The sequence below is a fragment of the Flavobacterium sp. genome, from assembly GCF_013823965.1.
Lineage (GTDB): Bacteria > Bacteroidota > Bacteroidia > Flavobacteriales > Flavobacteriaceae > Flavobacterium.
In genome coordinates this window covers 100,288-118,853 of sequence record NZ_PNNA01000095.1, presented here as the reverse complement: position 1 = coordinate 118,853, position 18,566 = coordinate 100,288, and the positions used below count along the sequence as shown (strand labels likewise).

Below are 18,566 nucleotides of genomic sequence, written 5' to 3'. Positions count from 1 at the left end.
AAATTTCAAATCACTTCTAAAACGACTCTCCTGCGTTGAGATAAAACGCTTTGGAAAGACGACCCCAAGCATAATTCATGACTAAATTGGTGCGGGTTGCTTTATCTATTAAAATTCTTAAACCAACTCCCACTGCAGGTTGAACATATTGGAAAAGCCGAATATCCCGATCTTTGTCACTTGCAGAAGTTAAATTGCCAAAGACGGTTCCGCTGATTAAATTATTGCATTTGATGGGAAATCGGTATTCGGTTTCAAAATAGACCATTTTTTGACCGCGAAATAATCCCTGTGTATACCCTTTTCCGCTTCGGCTGCGTTGATCCCAACCTATGGAAGGTAAATTCAAATAAGGAACAACACCGGAGGTCACAAACTGACCCGTTGCCCACACACTAAACACATGCTGTTTGTTGTATTTACTCAAAGGCATGAAATAACGATACTCCATAAAAAGCAAATTACTCGCATGTTGGTTTTCATTAAAAGCGGGATTAATTCGATAATTGATATTGGCAAACATCCCCTTATTGGTATTGATCTGGTTGTCTCTAGAATCGTAAAGTAAATTTAGACTCAGGCCATTGACAAAATATTCATTTTCATTGTAGCCGTATTTCTTGCTATAAATGTAGTGATTCGTAAATTGTTGGTTTGCAATGTCAAGATTGGTATCCGTTATTGTGGTGTACCAATCCAAGTGTACGCCAGCACCCACATAATAATTGTTTTTAATTTCCCAGGAGGCAGTCTGGTGAAACTTTAAATAATTATAATCCATTGGTTCCTTTAAATCGTTTAAATCAAAATTTTCGACTTCGGAAGCACGGGGAATAATATCCGTTCCCAATCCATAATTGGCCTGCGAAAAAATGTAAAAACGCCAGTCACCACTCAAAAATATTTTATTGTTTTTGAGCATCACGCTGTTCTTGAAATTAAGGAGCAACTGTTTTTTTTCAGTGTAAGTGGCTCCTAGATTTACGGAAGAATATTTATCATTTGCCTTCTTTCCCTTAAAAGTATATTGGGAAACAAAACCATAGGAAAACCCCGTGGCAGGCTGTGAACCAATAATGGGTATGACAAGAAAAAAATTGCTTTTTGCCGGTTTCAAAACAAGAACGGAATCTTTCTTTTTAAAAAGTTCCGGAAGTGATTTTTCGGGACAATACTTTGTGGAATCAATTGCAGTTTGGGCTTGGCCACAAAAGGAAATCAAAGTTGCCAGCAGCAAGCTGAAGCTTAAAAAGTGTCTTCTTTTCATAAAAAATAGTATGCCACAAATTTAAACAATTATAAGATGATTGGCATAATTTAATTTTTGTGCCTCAAAAGATAATTTTGTTCAAGAGAAATTTTAAACAAAAAACAGGAAATTAAGCTTCTAAAATCGCTCTTTTTTTATGCAATCGCGACCTCCATTTTCACTGATTAATAAATCTTGTTGCTAATTTAGAAATCCGTTGAATCTTGGAATTCCAATTTAAATGCAACTAACTGGGCTTTATCCTGATAAAAGCAACAAAATCCATTTGAAATGAAAATTTATTTGACTAAAAACAGAATATATCCTTCATTTTATTGCCTATAAAACATAGAAAAATCGTACTTTAGCGAGACAACAATCTTCCAAAAAAGATAAAAACAACCAATACAATGAAAGACGACACAGGTTATTCAATGTTGCGCAATCCCCGCTGCTATAAGGGAACCGCTTTTACCCAAGAAGAAAGAGAAAAATATGGATTACTGGGAATGTTGCCCGATAAAATTGAAACCATCGAAACGCAAATCACGAGGGTTCAAGAACAGTTGGACAATTTAGAAAAGCCCCTCAATAAATACATTTACTTAATGCAATTGCTGGAAACCAATGAAACGCTTTTTTTCAAGGCTATCACTAGTGAACCTGCCAAATTTTTGCCGTTAGTGTACACGCCTACCGTAGGTTTGGCCTGCCAGCGAATGGGACATATTGCAAGACGCCCAAGAGGTTTATACATTTCCATAGACCAAAAAGACCATATCAAAGATATTCTGAGAAACTGGCCAGAAAAAGACATTCGCTTTTCCGTTGTAACCGATGGCGGCCGCATCTTGGGATTGGGTGATTTGGGAATCAACGGAATGGGAATTTCCATTGGTAAACTCATCTTGTACAGCAGTTGTGGTGGCGTACCACCAGAGCATACTCTTCCCATAGTTTTGGATGTGGGAACCAATAACGAAGAATTTTTAAACGATCCGTTGTATCCTGGATTAAATCGCAAAAGAATTCGAGGTAAAGAATTTGATGATTTTATAGCCGCTTTTGTGGAGGCGATGTACGAAGTTTTCCCAAAAATTTGTATTCAATGGGAAGATTTTACGGGAGTGGATGCCATCCGCATTTTAAATACTTATCGGGACAAAGTATGCACCTTCAACGATGATATTCAGGGAACGGCTGCCATTGCCACGGCTGGTTTTATATCCATCAGTCGTTTGATGAAAAAATCGTTTGTCGATCAACGCTTTTTATTTATGGGGGCTGGAGCGGCAGCTTTTGGCATAGCCGACATGTTGCTTAAAAAATTTATCAAGGATGGCTTGACTCGAGAGGAAGCATTAAAACAAATTTGGATGTTTGACATCAACGGCTTGTTGGTTAAAAGCAGGACAGACTTGGCGGAACACCAGTTGCAATTTGCCCATGATGCAGAACCTTCGGATAGCTTTGCAGAGGCCATCTTGAAAATCAAACCCACCGCCATTGTAGGAGTAAGCACCGTGGGAGGAGCTTTCAACAGCCAAGTCATCGAAAATATGAGTGCCGTAAACGAACGTCCCATTATTTTTCCCTATTCTAATCCTACCACCCATTCAGAATGTACGGCAGAACAAGCCTATACTTGGAGTAAAGGAAAAGCTATTTTTGCCAGTGGCAGCCCTTTTGCACCGGTGCACTACAAAGGCAAAACGTTTACGCCTGGACAAGGAAACAATGTTTTTATTTTTCCGGCATTGGGAATGGCCATTTTTGCTACCGAAGCCAAACGAGTAACGGATGAAATGCTCTTGACTGCGGCCGAAGCTGTTGCGCAACAAGTGACCCTCAAGGATTTTGAAAAAGGATTGATCTATCCCAACGTGAATAATATTTTAAATGTATCCATGCTGGTAGCCGAAAAAGTAGCGGAATATATTTTTGACAATGGCTTGGCCAGTGTAGAAAAACCCAATAACATCCGAGATTTCATTAAAAGCAAAATGTATGTGCCTTGTTACAATACAAATTTTTGATGGAATTCTTTAGTTTATGTCATAAAATAAAGATCCAAAAACACTGTCAAATGCAACATTGCAATTTAGTTTATAAATACAATCTGGGATAATACAAAGACGATATTGTTTTGTTTTTCTAAAAAACTAAAGATATTTTAAGACAACTTTAATTTTTTATACTTTTATAATCCCTAATATTGTAAAAATAATCTAATTTAAATACCATGAAAAAAATAATCTTCTCCATTGTGTTACTTATTGCCGTAATCATTGGATGCAAAACAAAAAGCACCTCAAACGATTCCAAGAGTTTAAATCTTGTTTTCGAATCCAAAAGCAACAGTAGCGTAAAAGGAACTGCCACTTTCACACAAAAGAATGGCAAAGTGACTTTTGTGGCCAAGTTATCGGGTTTGACTCCCGGAATTCATGCCATTCACATTCACGAAAAATCAGATTGTACGGCTGCTGACGGAAGTTCGGCTGGTGGACATTGGAATCCAACCTTCAAAAAACATGGTAAATGGGGAGTTGGCGAATACCATAGAGGCGATATCGGTAATTTCATCGCTGATGAACAAGGAAATGGAACCATCACCATGACCACTGATGAATGGACCATTGGTGGCGAAGATGCAACTAAAAACATTCTTGGAAAAGGATTGATCGTGCATCAAGGTGCCGATGATTTTGTTTCGCAACCCGCCGGAAATGCTGGTGCTCGAGTGGCTTGCTCCGCTATTATAAAATAAGTCATCACATAAAAGTCTTTGCAAAACCGTCATGTTAAAATGAACATGACGGTTTTTTAATTATAAATTGACAAGGAAACCACAAAATATCATAGCTTTGCAACTCAAAATTAAGCAATGATTAACCCGTCGGCAGTTGGTTGGATAGACAAATTTTTCTTGAAGCAAAAACCATCCTTGCTTCCTGTAGCCCTGCAACCCAATATATTTTACAAAAAAGTCAGGGAAACCGGTTTCATATACGGACACATCGTTTCTTTTGACACGCCAGCCCCAATAGTGACAAAAGGCTGGGTCGAAAATGAAATTTCTAAAGTAGCCCTGCTCCATACTTTGCACGGAATTTATGCGCTGACGACAAACGAAAATAATCCTGAAAAATTCATTGCACAAGCGGTGACTTTCTATAATGAAATGAATCCGCAAGGCTTTAATTTGCTTAAAAAAGTATTGCCGGACAGCTCAGCTTCCCTGGACTTGGAGAAAATAATCGACAGTCGCGTTCAAACCAATATCGACATCATCAGCAAAAATTTTTCGCATATTGTTACCAATGCGTTGCTTTTTATAGATGTTTTGGCTTTTCGCCAATACTTGATTCACGGAGCAATTCCTGAAAAATACCTTAAAAAAATAGAAGAAACCATCGTGAGCATCGTTTCGCTGGCGTTGAAAACCAAATCCAACAAGTCGAAATACGACGATTTATTGATCAAACTTTTTGAATCCTCCGTACGTTACAGCAAGTTTTCAAAAGTAAACATTAAAAACCTCGAAGAACTGAAACTGGATTATTTCACCAATGAATTGGAACAAAACTACCTCATTGACTTGGCTGGAATGGCATTGTGGAGTGATGGAATCATTGAAAAAAATGAAGCTTATTTTCTGTACAAATTAGCCGAACTGATGCGTGTTCCCGATATTTTTGTCACCGAAAGTATCGATAAAACAAACGAATTTATCAACAATTACAAAAACGAAATTCCCTATTTTAAATATTCCAATCCGGTCAAACATTTTTATGACCAAACCACGCAAACTGTTGTAAAACTGATTACCCGAAACAAAAACAGATTGGTGAAAGAAATCATTCAAAGCAAGGAACTAATGCTGCTTTTGGCCTATTCCACCCGAAGAGATTTAGATGAAAAAGAAAAGAAGAAAGTAAGAAAACAGTTGTTGGATATTTGCAAAACGATTCCTTCATTGGCCATATTTTTGTTGCCGGGAGGCAGTTTGTTGCTTCCCATTTTCATCAAATTTATTCCCACATTATTGCCATCTGCTTTCAATGAAAATCTGGATAATGACGATTAAGAGTTTGTTTCGTTTTAAGATAGAAAACTTTTTACTTCTAAAAAAAATTGAACCACGAATTCACAAATTCGTGGCGTAATTTGTAAATTCGTGGTTACTAATTAAATTCTTTGCTGGTCGAAGTTATTTATTTAAAACTTTAATTGATACACATCGTCCAAATCCTTGTCAGAACTAAAATTCACGTTCAAATCAGTTACAAATCCTGAATTTAATCCATAAGCCCAACCGTGAAGCGATAACTCCTGGCCGTTTTTCCAAGCCGATTGCACAATCGATGTTTTGGCTAAATCACATACTTGCTCGATAACATTCAATTCAACAAATCTGTTGAAACGCTCCGTTTCGTCCTTGATGCTGTCTAATTCCACTTTATGAAGGCGATAAACGTCCTTGATGTGACGAATCCAGTTGTCAATGATGCCAACGGAATCATTTCCCATGGCGGCTTTGATACCTCCACAACCATAATGCCCACAAACCAATACATGTTTCACTTTCAAAACATTGACCGCATAATCCAGCACACTCAACATATTCATGTCGGAATGCACCACCATATTGGCAATATTTCTATGTACAAAAACCTCTCCCGGCTTTGCACCAATAATTTCGTTGGCTGGAACCCTACTGTCCGAACAACCTATCCAAAGCAACGGAGGCGTTTGCCCCTTGGCTAAATCCGTAAAATAATTCGGGTCTTCTGCCAGTGTGGCTTCCACCCATTCAATATTATTTTCTAATATTTTTTTATAAAAATCGCTCATTGCTGTCTATTAATTATGCTTTACCAAATGTAAAAAAATTAATCGTTAGTTAGCCAATAAGGAAATTTGATTTAAAATATTTATTCTTGCTGCCAAGCTTTCAACATCCAAATTATTTTTTCTTGCTCAACTATAAAATCACCTATCATCGAATTAGTTCCTTCGTCATCAATCTCGCCGGATTTTTTCAAGATAACTCTTTCTATAGCAAGCAATTTAGTCAACGAAGCAACAATTAACTCGATGGCTTTTTCATCTTGATGAATATTTTTTCCTATTTCAAGCTGGTTATGCTTGATGTAATCTTCGAATGTATGAAGCGGAATTCCGTCTAAAGTCAACACACGCTCTGCAATTAAATCTATTTTTAATTGGCTGTCGTTGTACAATTCTTCAAATTTTAAATGCAAATCGAAAAAACGTTTTCCTCGAATGTTCCAATGCAAACCTCTCAAATTTTGATAATAGATTTGAAAATTGGCCAATAAAACATTTAATTCCGCAGACAAAATTGCGGCTTCTTTAATAGGTAATCCAATGCTGTTTAATTTCATGATTTCTAATTTTTAACAAATTTAAAAAATAACAAAGCCAACATACTATAAATTAAATTGATTGTTTTTATATTTACATCATAAAATACTATACAATGACAATTACTCAACTACAATATGTTTTGGCTGTGGCCGAACATAAAAATTTCACTCTTGCCGCCGAAAAATGTTTTGTCACCCAACCCACGTTGAGCATGCAAATCCAAAAAATAGAAGAAGAACTCAATGTCCAAATATTTGACCGAACCAAAAAACCAATCCAACTTACTGAAATTGGGCATAAAATTGTAAATCAAGCCAAAAATATTGTCATTGAAGCCGACAGGATAAAGGATATTGTCGAGCATCAAAAAGGGTTTATTGGTGGTGAATTTAGATTGGGAATTATCCCGACAATTATGCCAACACTTTTGCCAATGTTCTTGAATAATTTTATCAAAAAATATCCCAAAGTAAAACTCATCATCGAAGAATTAAATACTGACGAAATTATTCTTCGCTTAAAAAAAGGACATCTGGATGCTGCCATTGCCGCAACACCGTTAGAAGATGAAAAAATAAAAGAAATCGTGCTGTATTATGAACCATTTGTGGCTTATATTCCAGATAATTTTGCCATTTCGCATAAAAACGAAATTGAAGTTTCCGATTTAAACCTGGACGACATTCTCTTGTTGCAAGACGGCCACTGCTTCCGGGATGGGATTTTGAATTTATGCAAAACCCAAGATATCAATGTTTCGAACCCGTTTCAATTAGAAAGTGGCAGCTTTGAAACCTTGATAAAACTAGCCGATGAAGGACTGGGAACCACGCTTCTGCCCTATTTGCATACCTTAGATTTAAAAGAAAAAGACAAGTCAAAATTGAGACAGTTCAAAGAACCAAAACCAGCGCGCGAAGTAAGTTTGATTTATCCAAAAAACGAATTAAAAATCCACATAATTGATGCGCTTAGAAACACCATTTCAGGTGTTGTAAAAGGAGCTATTGCTTTTCAGAATGTTCAAATAATTAGTCCTATCCAGAAGAAATAAAATGAGGTGTTGCCTGAGTTTTAACAAAAAAAAGAACCGATAAGGTTCTTTTTTTTATGAATTTACAATCAATAGACACTGCTTTAATTCCGGCTTTTCCGATGTAAAGGATAAAAGCCATTCCCGTAATAACTCCATTTCGTAAGGCAACAAAGCTTTTATTGCTTTTTCTAATTCTTTGCAAAAAAGGGTGGGATCAAAACTGACTCTTTCGAGCACAGATTTAGTATAATCAAACATTACTTTAGACATAATAAATTAAGATTTAGGGTTAGATCCTGTTTTTTTAGGGCATTGTAAAAGTAGTTTATTTTTATCAGATTGTACTTGACTATAACGATATATTAACACATTTATTGTGTAAAAAAATAGAATTGCTTGAAATAAAATTTAAGTTTTTCTAGCCCGAAACATTTCTCGTTTTCCCGGTGGACCTTCGAGTTTTTCAACCGTGAAACCCACTTCTTTCATGCTTCTTTTCACGACACCACGGGCGGCATAAGTCACCAAAATGCCTTTTATTTTCAGGGAATTATACATTTTTCGAAAAATTTCCGTGCTCCACAATTCGGGTTGAACATCGAAACCAAAAGCATCAAAATAAATCAAGTCAAATTTTTCTAAATCGTCAATGTCTGCAAAAAACTGTTTCCTTTTGGTAAACAAAAAATCTTCCCGCAAAATTATTGGTTCTTCCCAGTTGCATTTGTGCATTTTATCGAAGATGGCACTTTCATTCTCGGCATTTAATTCCGGGATATAATTCATCAATCGTACTTCTTCGGGAGCAACCGGATATGCTTCGACTCCTATATAATCAATAGTTTGATTTATTTTTTTTGATTCCAAAAAAGTGATGAAGGCATTCAATCCTGTTCCGAACCCAATTTCTAAAATAGAAATGGTACTGTTTTCAAACAAGGAAAGACCGTTTTTTATAAATACATGTTGGGCTTCCTGGATGGCTCCAAATCTGGAATGATAGCATTCATCCCACTCTTCAATATGAATGGTTGTGGAGCCGTCAAGGGTTTGAATTATTTTTCTTTTCAAAATGCTCTGTTTTATTTTTTGCTTTTACTTGCATTGCTGTGCCAAATTTAACTAAATTCGATTATGTATAGCCATCAAAAACTCCTATTTATTATATATTTGATAAAATCAACTCGACATTTTTCCTAATTTTTGGAATCTAAATAAATCGCAGTTAAATGCTATAATTAATGTTTTTTTGACAAGGAATTTGATGATTTTTATTTAATTTTGCAAAACGAAATTATAAACCGACTTCTAATTTTTTACACGATTTTAAACATAATAACTAATCATGAGTGCAACACAAACCAACAAAATTGAAATAATAAAAGCCACTACTTCAAAAATAAAAGAGGTGGATTTTGATAATTTACATTTTGGAGCTGTTTTTACAGATCATTTATTCGAATGTGATTTTACAAATGGGGAATGGCAAAAACCAACCATCAAACCTTATGCTCCATTTTTATTGGATCCATCAGCAAAAGTTTTTCATTACGGCCAAGCCATTTTTGAAGGAATGAAAGCTTACAAAGATGAGCAAGATGACGTTTGGCTTTTTAGACCTGATGAAAACTTCAAGCGTTTCAACAAATCAGCCGTTAGAATGGCAATGCCTGAAGTTCCTGAAGAAATCTTTATGGAAGGACTGAAACAATTGCTGCAATTGGACAAGGAATGGGTAAAAAAAGGAAAAGGAAATTCATTGTACATAAGACCTTTCATGATTGCTACCGGAACTGGAGTGGTTGCGAGTCCGTCAAATGATTATAAATTCATGATTATTTTATCACCCGTAAATGTCTATTATTCTGGTGGTGTAAAAGTAACTATCGCAGAACATTACAGTAGAGCTGCCAATGGTGGTATTGGAGCTGCAAAAGCTGCTGGAAATTATGCCGCACAATTTTATCCAACGAATTTAGCCAACAAAGAAGGTTTTCAACAAATTATTTGGACGGATGATGCCACGCATACCAAACTGGAAGAAGCCGGAACAATGAATGTATTTTTTAGAATCAACGATACTTTATTGACTGCTCCCACAAGCGAAAGAATATTGGACGGCGTGACCCGAAAAACACTTATCGATTTGGCAAAAAGCGAAGGCATCAATGTAGAAGTTCGTTCTGTTTTAACAACTGAACTTATCGAAGCGTCCAAAAACGGTACTTTGAAAGAAATTTTTGGAGCCGGAACTGCTGCCGTGGTTAGTCCAATTTCTGGATTTTCATACCAAGATATTTATTATGAATTGCCACAAATTGAAGATTCAATGGCTTTGCTACTTAAAACTAAACTGACAAACATTCAACAAAAACTTGCCGAAGATACTTTTGGCTGGACTGTTAAAGTATAGTTGACAGATTTCAGTAATCAGTGTTCAGTTACTGTTTACAGAATTGGATTAAATATAAAAAGCAGTTTAAAGATGATTCATTTCATTTTTAAACTGCTTTTCTGCTTTGTGAAATCTTCTATCTTTCACCTAGTATTTTAGAGAAATCCGGTTTAAAATAATTTGGTCCTTTCATTACTTTGCCATCTTCGCGATAAATGGGTTTTCCGTCTTCGCCAAGTTTACTCATGTTGGAGCGTTGAATTTCGTCGAAAACTTCTTCAATTTTATGCTGCAAACCGTGTTCTATTATGGTTCCGCAAAGAATGTACATCATGTCTCCCAGCGCATCGGCGATTTCTATTAAATCATTATTCTGTACCGCTTCCAGGTATTCCTCGTTTTCTTCTTTCATCAAATTGTAACGAAGCCTGTTTTTACTTTCGCCCAAATCGGCTATTGGAGTTTCACTGTGACCAATGACGAATGCCGTATGAAATTCCTTTACTGCATTGATTTGCTTTTGCATAATTTTATTTGATTAAATGAGTGGGCAAATTAGTAACTTTTCCTAAACAAAACCTTAAATTTGTCCAAAAAATTATACACTATGTTTAGTCAAGGACAATTAGTATTTGCCGTTTGTTTTTTTGTTGCTTTTGTTATCGCAATGATTTTTGCCTATAGAAAAGATGCCAAGTTGCACCAATTATTTTACAAAGGAAATTACAAAATTTTGATTGGTTTTATCGTTTTCATCTTGATTTTATTTCTGATAAAAATATTTTTTAAACGGTAGTCCCGTTAATGGAACAATCCCCTCAATGATTGCATCAAGGGGATTGTTTTTTTAAAGATCAATGTATTTTTGGTTCAATATTTCCTCAAATTATTTTTAATTGACCGCTTTTTCCAATTGTCCAATTTTTTTCCAACTAGGATCAATATTTAAAGCTACTGCAATGTAAATATCTTTTTTACTAGAATTAAAAACTGTTCCTTGAGTCATTTGGGCGTTAATCTCATTTGGCGATAGATTATAAATTGCTCCAGTGATTGGGTCAACAATTAATCCAATTAATCCACCTATAAGTATATTTCCTAAATACCAAGCATTGAATTTTTTGGTTAAAGTGGTTTGAAAAGTTTGATATCCTTCCAGTTTAATCATTACGCTATGTTCGTTGTTTCTTGCAAGTTTCATTTCAAAAGGTGTTTTACCAACTTCTACTTCATCAATAAAAATAGATGCCGAGGAAGGATTACTGGAAAATTTCACGTTTTGTCTTGAACCCGAAATGATAGTTGCACAACTTGAAAATAATAGCGTTAAAGCTAATGAGCACGAAATAATAGTTTTTTTCATTTTATATAAATATTAATTAATTTGTAATTGATATTGGGATAATTTGGTGACATCTCCTTCATAAAAATAGAATTCCACTTTAATTCTATAGCAAGAACTCCAAAGATCTGGAGTTGATTTACTGATAACCTTAACAATATTTGCTCCATTTGCCCTTGCTAATTTTCTTGCACTGATTAGGTTGGTATTAAAATCACAACTTGTTGAAAATCCACTATCTCCATATTTTGCTTCCCCAATTTTTTTTGCATTCTCCGGAACTGGATTTTGGATATCTAAAAAAGCAACTTTGTCCTCAATTGTCAAAGGTTTGTATTGACTCGTAAAACTTGATTGAATGTTTGCTGCACAACTAATAAGCAAAAATGGTAAAATTGCAATACATAATCTTTTCATAAATATTCTTTTTTAAAATAATGTTTCCACGAAGTACATCTTAATTTCAAAGCATTGGCCACGATCAATAAACAAAAAAAAGTTAATCAATTGATAGCTAGATTATTATTTAACAATATTTGCTTTGCAATTAACGTCATTCAAATGTAAGAATTTATCTTAAATTTTTAAAATATTTTTTACATAAATTCCAAAAAAAAAGGATGCCCAAATCAGGACATCCTTTTCTGTAAAATCAAATGTTTTTTCTAGTTTTCCAGAGGTAAAAAACCGTAGTTTTTAGAATAGTTCAACATTTGTTCCACAAATGATTTTGGCTGTTTTACTTCTATTGAAAGAATGTTTCCTTTTGCATCCATTTTTGGAACCAAAACTGGATTCACAAAACCACTGTACGGTGCAGAATCAAATTGTTTGTTTCTTTCCAATACTTCAGCGTGTAGTTTTTGATCTACTTTTACACCATAATTTTCAACCAATGCTTTACCAGCTTCATAATCTCCCTCGGATTTTATGCGTTGAATTTCGCGTAACAATTGACCAAACAAATCGTGTAGTTTTTCATAATCCGTAATGTTGAAATAAGTTTTTTCATTACGAGTTAATTTCTCGATTACATTATCAGCTTTCCCTTTTTCGAAAACCCAGGCACTTACAAACTGACGGTTTCTCATGTGTGCTTCTTCAATATTGGTTCCTGGTTCCAAACGAACAAGCTGTGTCATCAATCCATTTCTGATGTAACTGTCATAAGACTCCATTCCCATTTTTTTCCAATCGTCAACCAAACCTAATTCCTGTAATTTTGGATCGTAAACAAAATACAATCCCACTAAATCAGCTCTTCCTTCTTCAAGAGCGGAAGCATAACTTTTAAGTGTTTCTTTTGGAGTTCCCACACCCGGATTTATTTGTCCCGATGCGTGACCTATCACTTCATGCAAAGCAGTGTGCATTTTATCGCCTAGTTCAGCATATTTTTCGGCCAAAGCGATTTCCTCGGCATCATTGGCAAACTCTTTTAATCTCCCTTTTCCGCCCGCTTTTGCATAAGAATCAATAATATTTCCCAAAGACACTGATTTTGAACCGTGTTCGGCACGAATCCAATCAGAATTCGGAAGGTTTACACCAATGGGTGTTGCAGGAGAAGAATCGCCCGATTCACCGGCAACGACAACCGTTTTATAGGAAACTCCAACCACGTTTTTCTTTTTGTGTTCCGGAATCAAAGGAGAATTATCTTCAAACCATTGGGCATTTTTAGAAACAACTTCCATTTTTTGGGACATGTCAAAATCTTTGATTTGGACCACACTTTCATAAGAACCCCTGTATCCCAAAGGATCATTGTATACTTCTATAAAACTGTTGATGTAGTCAATATTTCCCTCTGTGGCTTGCGACCAAGCGATGTTGTAGTCGTCCCAAGTTTTTAGATCTCCTGTTTTGTAATAACTTATAAGCAATCCTATGGCATCGCCTTGTTTTTGGTTTTCGGCAACACTTTTTGCTTTTTCCAACCAGTAAATGATTTTGTCGATGGCTGCTCCATACATTCCTTTGCTTTTCCAAACTTTTTCTTCTAATTGTCCTTTGGCATTGCGAACCAATTTAGAATTTAATCCATAAGAATAAGGTCTTTTTGGATCTGGACTGGATTTTTTGGCATAGAAATCTTCGACTTCCTTTGCTGTAATTCCTTTGTCATAAAAATTGACTGCAGAACCTTCCAACAATCCTTTTGATTCATCTAGATTCACCTTTTTTGCATCGGCATCATTAAAGATGACGTCAACAATTGCTGGCGAAAGGCTTGTTTTAGTGGCTTTCATCAACCCATTGAAATACTCTTTTGAAAAACCGGCTTTAATTTTATCATTGGAGTAATGGTGGTGAATTCCATTGGCAAACCAAACTCTTTTTAGATAAATTTCAAAATTTTTCCAATCTTCTGAAGTTTTGTTTCCTTTATAATTAACATAAATATTCTCGAGTGCTTTTCGAATTTTCAGGTTATTTTTATAATGTTGGTCATAAATGATATCACGACCAGAATATCCAGCTTGGGTAAGGTAATAAACTAATTTTTGTTCTTTTAGCGTTAGATTTTCCCATCCAGGAATTTGATACCGTAATACTTTTATGTCAGCGAATTGTTCGACAACATAATCAAAAGTGTCTTTTTTGGAAATTTTTGCATCAGAAGTTTTTGTTATTTGTGCATCACAAACAATAGAAACTCCCAAAGTCATAAAAATACCTGCGATTTTAAGTAATTTCATTATTAAAATATTTAGTTGTTTTTTATAAATAATATTTAACAAATATATGCATTCTTTGAAAATATTAAAATATTCGTTTACTATTTAGAACCAAATCCAAGAATAATGCCAATTTATAAAACAAAATTATTTGTTCATGTGCAAAATTCAACTTTCTGATTTATTGGAATTTAATTTCAAAAAACGACAATTATGGGTTTAAATGTCTAGCAATAGAACATAAAAAGTAATTATATACTTTTTTGGGGAAGTTAAACGTATTAATAAAATTTCTAACTTTACATCATAAATTAACCCGTTTATTATGAGAATTTTAAAATATCTTTTCCTTTTGCTGTTGCTTAGTTTAGTAGCATTATCCATTTTTGTTGCCACACAAAAAGGAGAATTTACCGTTGAAAAAAGCAAAATAATCAATTCGCCAAAATCAGCGGTGTTCAATTATGTGAACGACACAAAAAACTGGCAAGACTGGAATTCATTGGCAGTGGAAGATTCTCTAATAAACATAATTCTTTCAGAAATTACCATTGGTAAAGGAAGTTCCTTCACTTGGGACGGAAAACAAGGTACTGGCGACTTTCAAACAACGAATACAAAAGAGAACGACAGTATCAATCAAACGATGAATTTCAATGGCAACGCCGCTGAAGTTTCCATGTATTTTAAAGATACCATTGGAGGAACAAAAGTATCCTGGAAAGCTAAAGGAAAAATGGGATTTATGTATAAAGTTTTGACCGCTTTTAATGGTGGTGCAAGTGGAATTATTGGCTCGATGTTTGAAAAAAGTTTGAATAATCTAGACAAAAAACTGGATTACGAAATAAATACTTACTCGGTAAAAGTGGATGGTTTAGTGAACCGTCCCGAAACTTTTTATCTGGCGCAAACATTTACCAGCGAATTCTCAAAAGTGGGTAAAAATTCAGGTATCGTTTTTTCTAAAATCACTAGTTTCTGCAAAAAAAACAACATTGCAATCAGCGGAAAACCGTTTATCATTTATCACACTTATGACAAAATCAAGGAATTAACAAAATTGTCGATTTGTATTCCTATCAAGGATCCTATTTTTATAATTGAAGGAAGCGATATTTCGTCTAAAACACTTCCGCCTTTCCAAGCCGTAAAAACAACTTTGACGGGAGATTACTCACACAACAAAAAAGCATTGGACAAAACCGAGGAATATCTTCGCTCAAAATACCTGACCGCCGATGCCACTTTTTCCCATCTGGAAATATATACCACAGGCAAAACCGAAATAAACAATCCGTCGAAATGGACTACTGAAATTTATTATCCAATAAGACCAAAAGCGGCAGCAAAACCTGCAGCAGTAATTCCCCAATCAACCGGAGAAAATGTTTCGCAACCTAAAATAGAAAAGGAAATTCCTTCAGAATTTTAATATTTTTTCAAATTGATTAAACCTTTTTGATAAATTATATTCTAAATTGATAAACAATAACATTGCAAGAAGAAAAGGAATTCATTCAGGAATTATTAAACCCCAAAACACAAAATTTGGCGTTTGAAAAACTCTTGAAAGAGTTTCAAAAACCTTTATACAATCATGTCCGAACGATAGTTTTGAATCATGATGATGCGGATGATGTCTTGCAAAACACTTTTGTAAAGGTGTTTCGCAATCTGGATAAATTTAAAGGCGAAAGCAAACTTTTTTCTTGGATCTACCGCATCGCCACCAATGAAGCTTTGACTTTTTTAAATCAAAAAGCAAAAATGAATGGAGTTAATTCGGAAACATTGCAAAATAAAGTCATCGATAATCTAAAAGCCGACATTTATTTTGATGGAAACGAAATTCAAATCAAGTTACAAAAAGCCATTGCTTTATTACCCGAAAAACAACAATTGGTCTTCAAAATGAAATATTTTGAAGAGTTGAAATACGAACAAATATCAGAAATCCTGGGTACATCCGTAGGTGCTTTAAAGGCTTCCTACCATTATGCCGTAAAAAAAATAGAAGCTTTTATAACGACAAATTAAACTTTTTGCCAATATTGAAGTCTAATACATATTATGAAAACATTTAAACTAGATAACGAACCCAAAATTGAATCAGGATTTAAAACTCCCGAAAATTACTTTGACACTTTTTCGGCAAGAGTAATGCAACAATTACCAAAAGCAGAACCCAAAAGAATTTCGCTTTTTTCCAAAAGGAAATCTTGGATTTACGCTGCTGCAGCTGTTTTAGTTTTGGCAATGGTCGTTCCTGTGGTTTATACTAATTTTTATAAATCATCACCAGATATTGATGATGCCACTCTGGAAAATTACATTTCCTACAACACCTCTATTTCCGATGCGGATTTAGTTAATCTTCTGGACGAAAAAGACATTCAAAAAATAGATATCGGATTGAAAATAGAAGATAAAACAATAGAAAATGAACTTTCTGAAAATCAAAATTTAGAACACTATTTATTAAATTAAAACCCCATGAAAACAAACAGAATATTGCTGATTATGCTATTTTTAGTTTCGATTCACACTTTTGCACAACCGCCAATGAGTGAAAAGAAAGAGCAGATAAGAGCCTTGAAAGTTGGTTTTATAACCAATGAATTGGCATTGACAACAGAGGAAGCTGCCAAGTTTTGGCCAATATACAATACTTTTGACGACAAACAGTTTGAATTGAGACATCAAAACATGAAAACCTTCAGGGTTAGAATGGATGATGAAGCTTTAAGCAAAATGAGCGAAAAAGAAGCTTCTGCCCTACTAACCCAGATGGAAAGTAATGAGGATGAATTGTACCAACTTCGTAAAAAGTTTATCACCAACCTAAAAGGAGTCTTGCCTTCAATTAAAATTATTAAATTGAAAAAAGCCGAGGATGATTTCAATAGAAAATTGCTGCAACAATATCGTAACAAAGGCATGAAAAAATAAATTTTTATTCTTTTAATACTTTAACAAACCAAGAAATAGTTCAATCTGTTTCTTGGTTTTTTTTTATTTAAAATTTGTTCTTGATATTTATTTTTAAAATAAAACAAGACATAAACAACTGTTTTTAAAGTACTTAAAATACAAAATAAAATAATATTGGTTAGAGTTATATTTTATTGGCACAGTAATTGGATGATCATAATTAAATAACTTAATACCATTAATCATGAAAACTCAACTACTGTTATTGACCCTGATGACTTCTGTGTTTGCAACACAAATGGAAGGACAAAATAGAACTATCGTAAACGCAAATAATTCTGAAATTAGTGATAATTTAGATTTAAGAGTTGTTGCTTCCATTTTTGGAGACTCAAATAATCTACAGGAATTTGAAAGAAGATTGAATGATCCACAATTACAAATATCAAATTTAGATTTGAATAATGACAACCAAGTAGATTATTTGCGAGTTATCGAATCTGTAGAAAATAGAACACACTTGGTTATCATACAATCCGTTCTCGATCAAGATGTCTATCAAGATGTTGCCACTATTGAAGTGGAAAAAGACAGGTACAATAAAGTACACATACAAGTCGTGGGAAATACCTATATGTATGGGCCTAATTATATTTATGAACCCGTATATTATACTACTCCACTGATTTATGCTTCATTTTGGTTTTCAAATTATCGTCCCTATTATTCTAGCTGGTCTTGGAATTATTATCCAAGTTATTATTATGCATGGAATCCATATCCAGTTTTTAGATATAGAAATAATGTAAACTATTGTCTTAATACTTATTACAGCTACAACAATTACAATTATGTAAATCATAGAAGAAGCAGTTATGCCCTAAATATGTACAATGCAAGACGTTCAAATGGCTATGAAAGACAAAATCCGAATCGTTCTTTTGAAAGAAGAAATTCCAATGTGGTTAATCGTTATGAATTAGATCAAAAACGAAACATCAGGAATTCGGGTTCAAGAAATGATGTTGGCTATTCTCAAAACAGAAATGAATCTTCCAGATTGGCAACGCGACAAAGATCAGATTATCAAAGTGGCAATTATCAAAACAGAAATGAATCTCAAAGAGGAAATGCTCCACAGAGAATGGATTATCAAAGAGATTATTCTCAAAACAAAACTGCATCTCCAAGGGTAAATGCTCCACAAAGAGAGTATTCGAATAGAAATGAATCGCCAAATTCAGCCTATCAACAAAGAGCTGGTTCACAAAGAGACTATGCTCAAAACAGAGCCGAATCTCAAAGAGCATCATCGCAACAAAGAACGGAACCACAAAGGAATTATTCCCAAAACAGGTCTGCAGTTCCAAACGTAAGCGCTCAACAAAACACGCAATCCAGAAGTGATAATTCATCTTCCAGAAATTCATCTTCCAGAGATAATAATTCCTCTAGAAATGGAAACAGAAGATCCTGATTTCTTCATGACGCAATTTAAAACACGGTCTAAATAACCGTGTTTTTTTATTTTTTTT

At 34.5% G+C, this 18,566-nt stretch carries 20 protein-coding genes; 11 read left to right on the top strand and 9 right to left on the bottom strand.

Annotated elements, in window-relative coordinates; genetic code table 11:
* Positions 1-16 precede the first annotated feature (16 nt).
* The gene (locus tag C0430_RS11635; RefSeq protein WP_290870180.1) at positions 17-1,267 is read right to left on the bottom strand and encodes a BamA/TamA family outer membrane protein; all 1,251 of its coding nucleotides are present in this window, start codon (positions 1,265-1,267) and stop codon (positions 17-19) included.
* Between the two features lie 392 nt (positions 1,268-1,659).
* On the opposite strand from C0430_RS11635, the gene C0430_RS11630 reads away from it, so the two are divergent.
* The 3 genes from C0430_RS11630 to C0430_RS11620 all read left to right on the top strand — a co-directional run bounded on the left by C0430_RS11630 (position 1,660) and on the right by C0430_RS11620 (position 5,339).
* Positions 1,660-3,285 (top strand): NAD-dependent malic enzyme, encoded by a 1,626-nt coding sequence (locus C0430_RS11630; protein WP_290870177.1) that lies wholly within the window; start codon positions 1,660-1,662, stop codon positions 3,283-3,285.
* 206 nt (positions 3,286-3,491) lie between these two features.
* Complete coding sequence (locus C0430_RS11625) at positions 3,492-4,019, top strand: superoxide dismutase family protein (protein WP_290870174.1); 528 nt, start codon at positions 3,492-3,494, stop codon at positions 4,017-4,019.
* A 117-nt stretch (positions 4,020-4,136) separates the two neighbouring features.
* Positions 4,137-5,339, top strand: a complete 1,203-nt coding sequence (locus C0430_RS11620; RefSeq protein ID WP_290870171.1) for an LETM1-related biofilm-associated protein — start codon at positions 4,137-4,139, stop codon at positions 5,337-5,339.
* Positions 5,340-5,470: 131 nt separating this feature from the next.
* Here the strand turns inward: C0430_RS11620 and can are convergent, their stop codons facing one another.
* A complete protein-coding gene (gene can, locus C0430_RS11615; RefSeq protein WP_290870168.1) occupies positions 5,471-6,106 on the bottom strand; it encodes a carbonate dehydratase in 636 nt (211 codons plus the stop codon).
* 80 nt (positions 6,107-6,186) lie between these two features.
* Entirely contained in the window at positions 6,187-6,660 is a 474-nt protein-coding gene (locus tag C0430_RS11610) for a DNA starvation/stationary phase protection protein (RefSeq protein WP_290870165.1), read from the bottom strand.
* A gap of 95 nt (positions 6,661-6,755) precedes the next feature.
* Here C0430_RS11610 and C0430_RS11605 point away from each other — a divergent pair, with 95 nt between their 5' ends.
* A complete protein-coding gene (locus C0430_RS11605) occupies positions 6,756-7,697 on the top strand; it encodes a LysR substrate-binding domain-containing protein (protein WP_290870162.1) in 942 nt (313 codons plus the stop codon).
* A gap of 54 nt (positions 7,698-7,751) precedes the next feature.
* On the opposite strand, the gene C0430_RS11600 is transcribed toward C0430_RS11605, so the two are convergent.
* Entirely contained in the window at positions 7,752-7,949 is a 198-nt protein-coding gene (locus C0430_RS11600) for a hypothetical protein (protein WP_290870159.1), read from the bottom strand.
* 138 nt (positions 7,950-8,087) lie between these two features.
* Positions 8,088-8,750, bottom strand: a complete 663-nt coding sequence (gene mnmD, locus C0430_RS11595; RefSeq protein ID WP_290870156.1) for a tRNA (5-methylaminomethyl-2-thiouridine)(34)-methyltransferase MnmD — start codon at positions 8,748-8,750, stop codon at positions 8,088-8,090.
* 274 nt (positions 8,751-9,024) lie between these two features.
* On the opposite strand from mnmD, the gene C0430_RS11590 reads away from it, so the two are divergent.
* Positions 9,025-10,092 (top strand): branched-chain amino acid aminotransferase, encoded by a 1,068-nt coding sequence (locus tag C0430_RS11590; protein ID WP_290870153.1) that lies wholly within the window; start codon positions 9,025-9,027, stop codon positions 10,090-10,092.
* Between the two features lie 118 nt (positions 10,093-10,210).
* On the opposite strand, the gene C0430_RS11585 is transcribed toward C0430_RS11590, so the two are convergent.
* On the bottom strand, positions 10,211-10,600 hold the full coding sequence (locus C0430_RS11585) for a nucleoside triphosphate pyrophosphohydrolase family protein (RefSeq protein ID WP_290870149.1): 390 nt from the start codon (positions 10,598-10,600) through the stop codon (positions 10,211-10,213).
* An 81-nt stretch (positions 10,601-10,681) separates the two neighbouring features.
* Between C0430_RS11585 and C0430_RS11580 the strand changes: the two genes are divergently transcribed.
* A complete protein-coding gene (locus C0430_RS11580; RefSeq protein ID WP_290870146.1) occupies positions 10,682-10,870 on the top strand; it encodes a hypothetical protein in 189 nt (62 codons plus the stop codon).
* A 96-nt stretch (positions 10,871-10,966) separates the two neighbouring features.
* On the opposite strand, the gene C0430_RS11575 is transcribed toward C0430_RS11580, so the two are convergent.
* From C0430_RS11575 to C0430_RS11565, 3 genes are all read right to left on the bottom strand, one after another.
* Positions 10,967-11,437 (bottom strand): PEGA domain-containing protein, encoded by a 471-nt coding sequence (locus C0430_RS11575; protein WP_290870144.1) that lies wholly within the window; start codon positions 11,435-11,437, stop codon positions 10,967-10,969.
* A 12-nt stretch (positions 11,438-11,449) separates the two neighbouring features.
* Positions 11,450-11,833, bottom strand: a complete 384-nt coding sequence (locus C0430_RS11570) for a hypothetical protein (RefSeq protein WP_290870141.1) — start codon at positions 11,831-11,833, stop codon at positions 11,450-11,452.
* 248 nt (positions 11,834-12,081) lie between these two features.
* Positions 12,082-14,118 carry a dihydrofolate reductase gene (locus tag C0430_RS11565; protein WP_290870138.1) on the bottom strand — a complete coding sequence of 679 codons (2,037 nt, stop codon included), beginning with the start codon at positions 14,116-14,118 and terminating at the stop codon, positions 12,082-12,084.
* Positions 14,119-14,422: 304 nt separating this feature from the next.
* Between C0430_RS11565 and C0430_RS11560 the strand changes: the two genes are divergently transcribed.
* From C0430_RS11560 to C0430_RS11540, 5 genes are all read left to right on the top strand, one after another.
* Positions 14,423-15,532: a transcriptional regulator gene (locus C0430_RS11560; RefSeq protein WP_290870135.1), complete on the top strand. Its 1,110-nt coding sequence runs from the start codon at positions 14,423-14,425 to the stop codon at positions 15,530-15,532.
* A gap of 62 nt (positions 15,533-15,594) precedes the next feature.
* Positions 15,595-16,137, top strand: coding sequence for a sigma-70 family RNA polymerase sigma factor (locus C0430_RS11555; RefSeq protein ID WP_290870132.1), 543 nt, complete (start codon positions 15,595-15,597; stop codon positions 16,135-16,137).
* Between the two features lie 33 nt (positions 16,138-16,170).
* Positions 16,171-16,587, top strand: coding sequence for a hypothetical protein (locus C0430_RS11550; RefSeq protein ID WP_290870122.1), 417 nt, complete (start codon positions 16,171-16,173; stop codon positions 16,585-16,587).
* 6 nt (positions 16,588-16,593) lie between these two features.
* Positions 16,594-17,049, top strand: coding sequence for a sensor of ECF-type sigma factor (locus C0430_RS11545; RefSeq protein WP_290870120.1), 456 nt, complete (start codon positions 16,594-16,596; stop codon positions 17,047-17,049).
* 226 nt (positions 17,050-17,275) lie between these two features.
* Positions 17,276-18,508, top strand: coding sequence for a hypothetical protein (locus C0430_RS11540; RefSeq protein WP_290870117.1), 1,233 nt, complete (start codon positions 17,276-17,278; stop codon positions 18,506-18,508).
* The last annotated feature ends 58 nt before the right edge of the window (positions 18,509-18,566 follow it).

What these genes read in the sequence shown, in the direction of transcription:
- C0430_RS11635 (WP_290870180.1), bottom strand. Translation starts at nt 1,267, where the DNA reads ATGAAAAGAAGACACTTTTTAAGCTTCAGCTTGCTGCTGGCAACTTTG.
- C0430_RS11630 (WP_290870177.1), top strand. Translation starts at nt 1,660, where the DNA reads ATGAAAGACGACACAGGTTATTCAATGTTGCGCAATCCCCGCTGCTAT.
- C0430_RS11625 (WP_290870174.1), top strand. Translation starts at nt 3,492, where the DNA reads ATGAAAAAAATAATCTTCTCCATTGTGTTACTTATTGCCGTAATCATT.
- C0430_RS11620 (WP_290870171.1), top strand. Translation starts at nt 4,137, where the DNA reads ATGATTAACCCGTCGGCAGTTGGTTGGATAGACAAATTTTTCTTGAAG.
- can (WP_290870168.1), bottom strand. Translation starts at nt 6,106, where the DNA reads ATGAGCGATTTTTATAAAAAAATATTAGAAAATAATATTGAATGGGTG.
- C0430_RS11610 (WP_290870165.1), bottom strand. Translation starts at nt 6,660, where the DNA reads ATGAAATTAAACAGCATTGGATTACCTATTAAAGAAGCCGCAATTTTG.
- C0430_RS11605 (WP_290870162.1), top strand. Translation starts at nt 6,756, where the DNA reads ATGACAATTACTCAACTACAATATGTTTTGGCTGTGGCCGAACATAAA.
- C0430_RS11600 (WP_290870159.1), bottom strand. Translation starts at nt 7,949, where the DNA reads ATGTCTAAAGTAATGTTTGATTATACTAAATCTGTGCTCGAAAGAGTC.
- C0430_RS11590 (WP_290870153.1), top strand. Translation starts at nt 9,025, where the DNA reads ATGAGTGCAACACAAACCAACAAAATTGAAATAATAAAAGCCACTACT.
- C0430_RS11585 (WP_290870149.1), bottom strand. Translation starts at nt 10,600, where the DNA reads ATGCAAAAGCAAATCAATGCAGTAAAGGAATTTCATACGGCATTCGTC.
- C0430_RS11580 (WP_290870146.1), top strand. Translation starts at nt 10,682, where the DNA reads ATGTTTAGTCAAGGACAATTAGTATTTGCCGTTTGTTTTTTTGTTGCT.
- C0430_RS11575 (WP_290870144.1), bottom strand. Translation starts at nt 11,437, where the DNA reads ATGAAAAAAACTATTATTTCGTGCTCATTAGCTTTAACGCTATTATTT.
- C0430_RS11570 (WP_290870141.1), bottom strand. Translation starts at nt 11,833, where the DNA reads ATGAAAAGATTATGTATTGCAATTTTACCATTTTTGCTTATTAGTTGT.
- C0430_RS11565 (WP_290870138.1), bottom strand. Translation starts at nt 14,118, where the DNA reads ATGAAATTACTTAAAATCGCAGGTATTTTTATGACTTTGGGAGTTTCT.
- C0430_RS11560 (WP_290870135.1), top strand. Translation starts at nt 14,423, where the DNA reads ATGAGAATTTTAAAATATCTTTTCCTTTTGCTGTTGCTTAGTTTAGTA.
- C0430_RS11550 (WP_290870122.1), top strand. Translation starts at nt 16,171, where the DNA reads ATGAAAACATTTAAACTAGATAACGAACCCAAAATTGAATCAGGATTT.
- C0430_RS11545 (WP_290870120.1), top strand. Translation starts at nt 16,594, where the DNA reads ATGAAAACAAACAGAATATTGCTGATTATGCTATTTTTAGTTTCGATT.
- C0430_RS11540 (WP_290870117.1), top strand. Translation starts at nt 17,276, where the DNA reads ATGAAAACTCAACTACTGTTATTGACCCTGATGACTTCTGTGTTTGCA.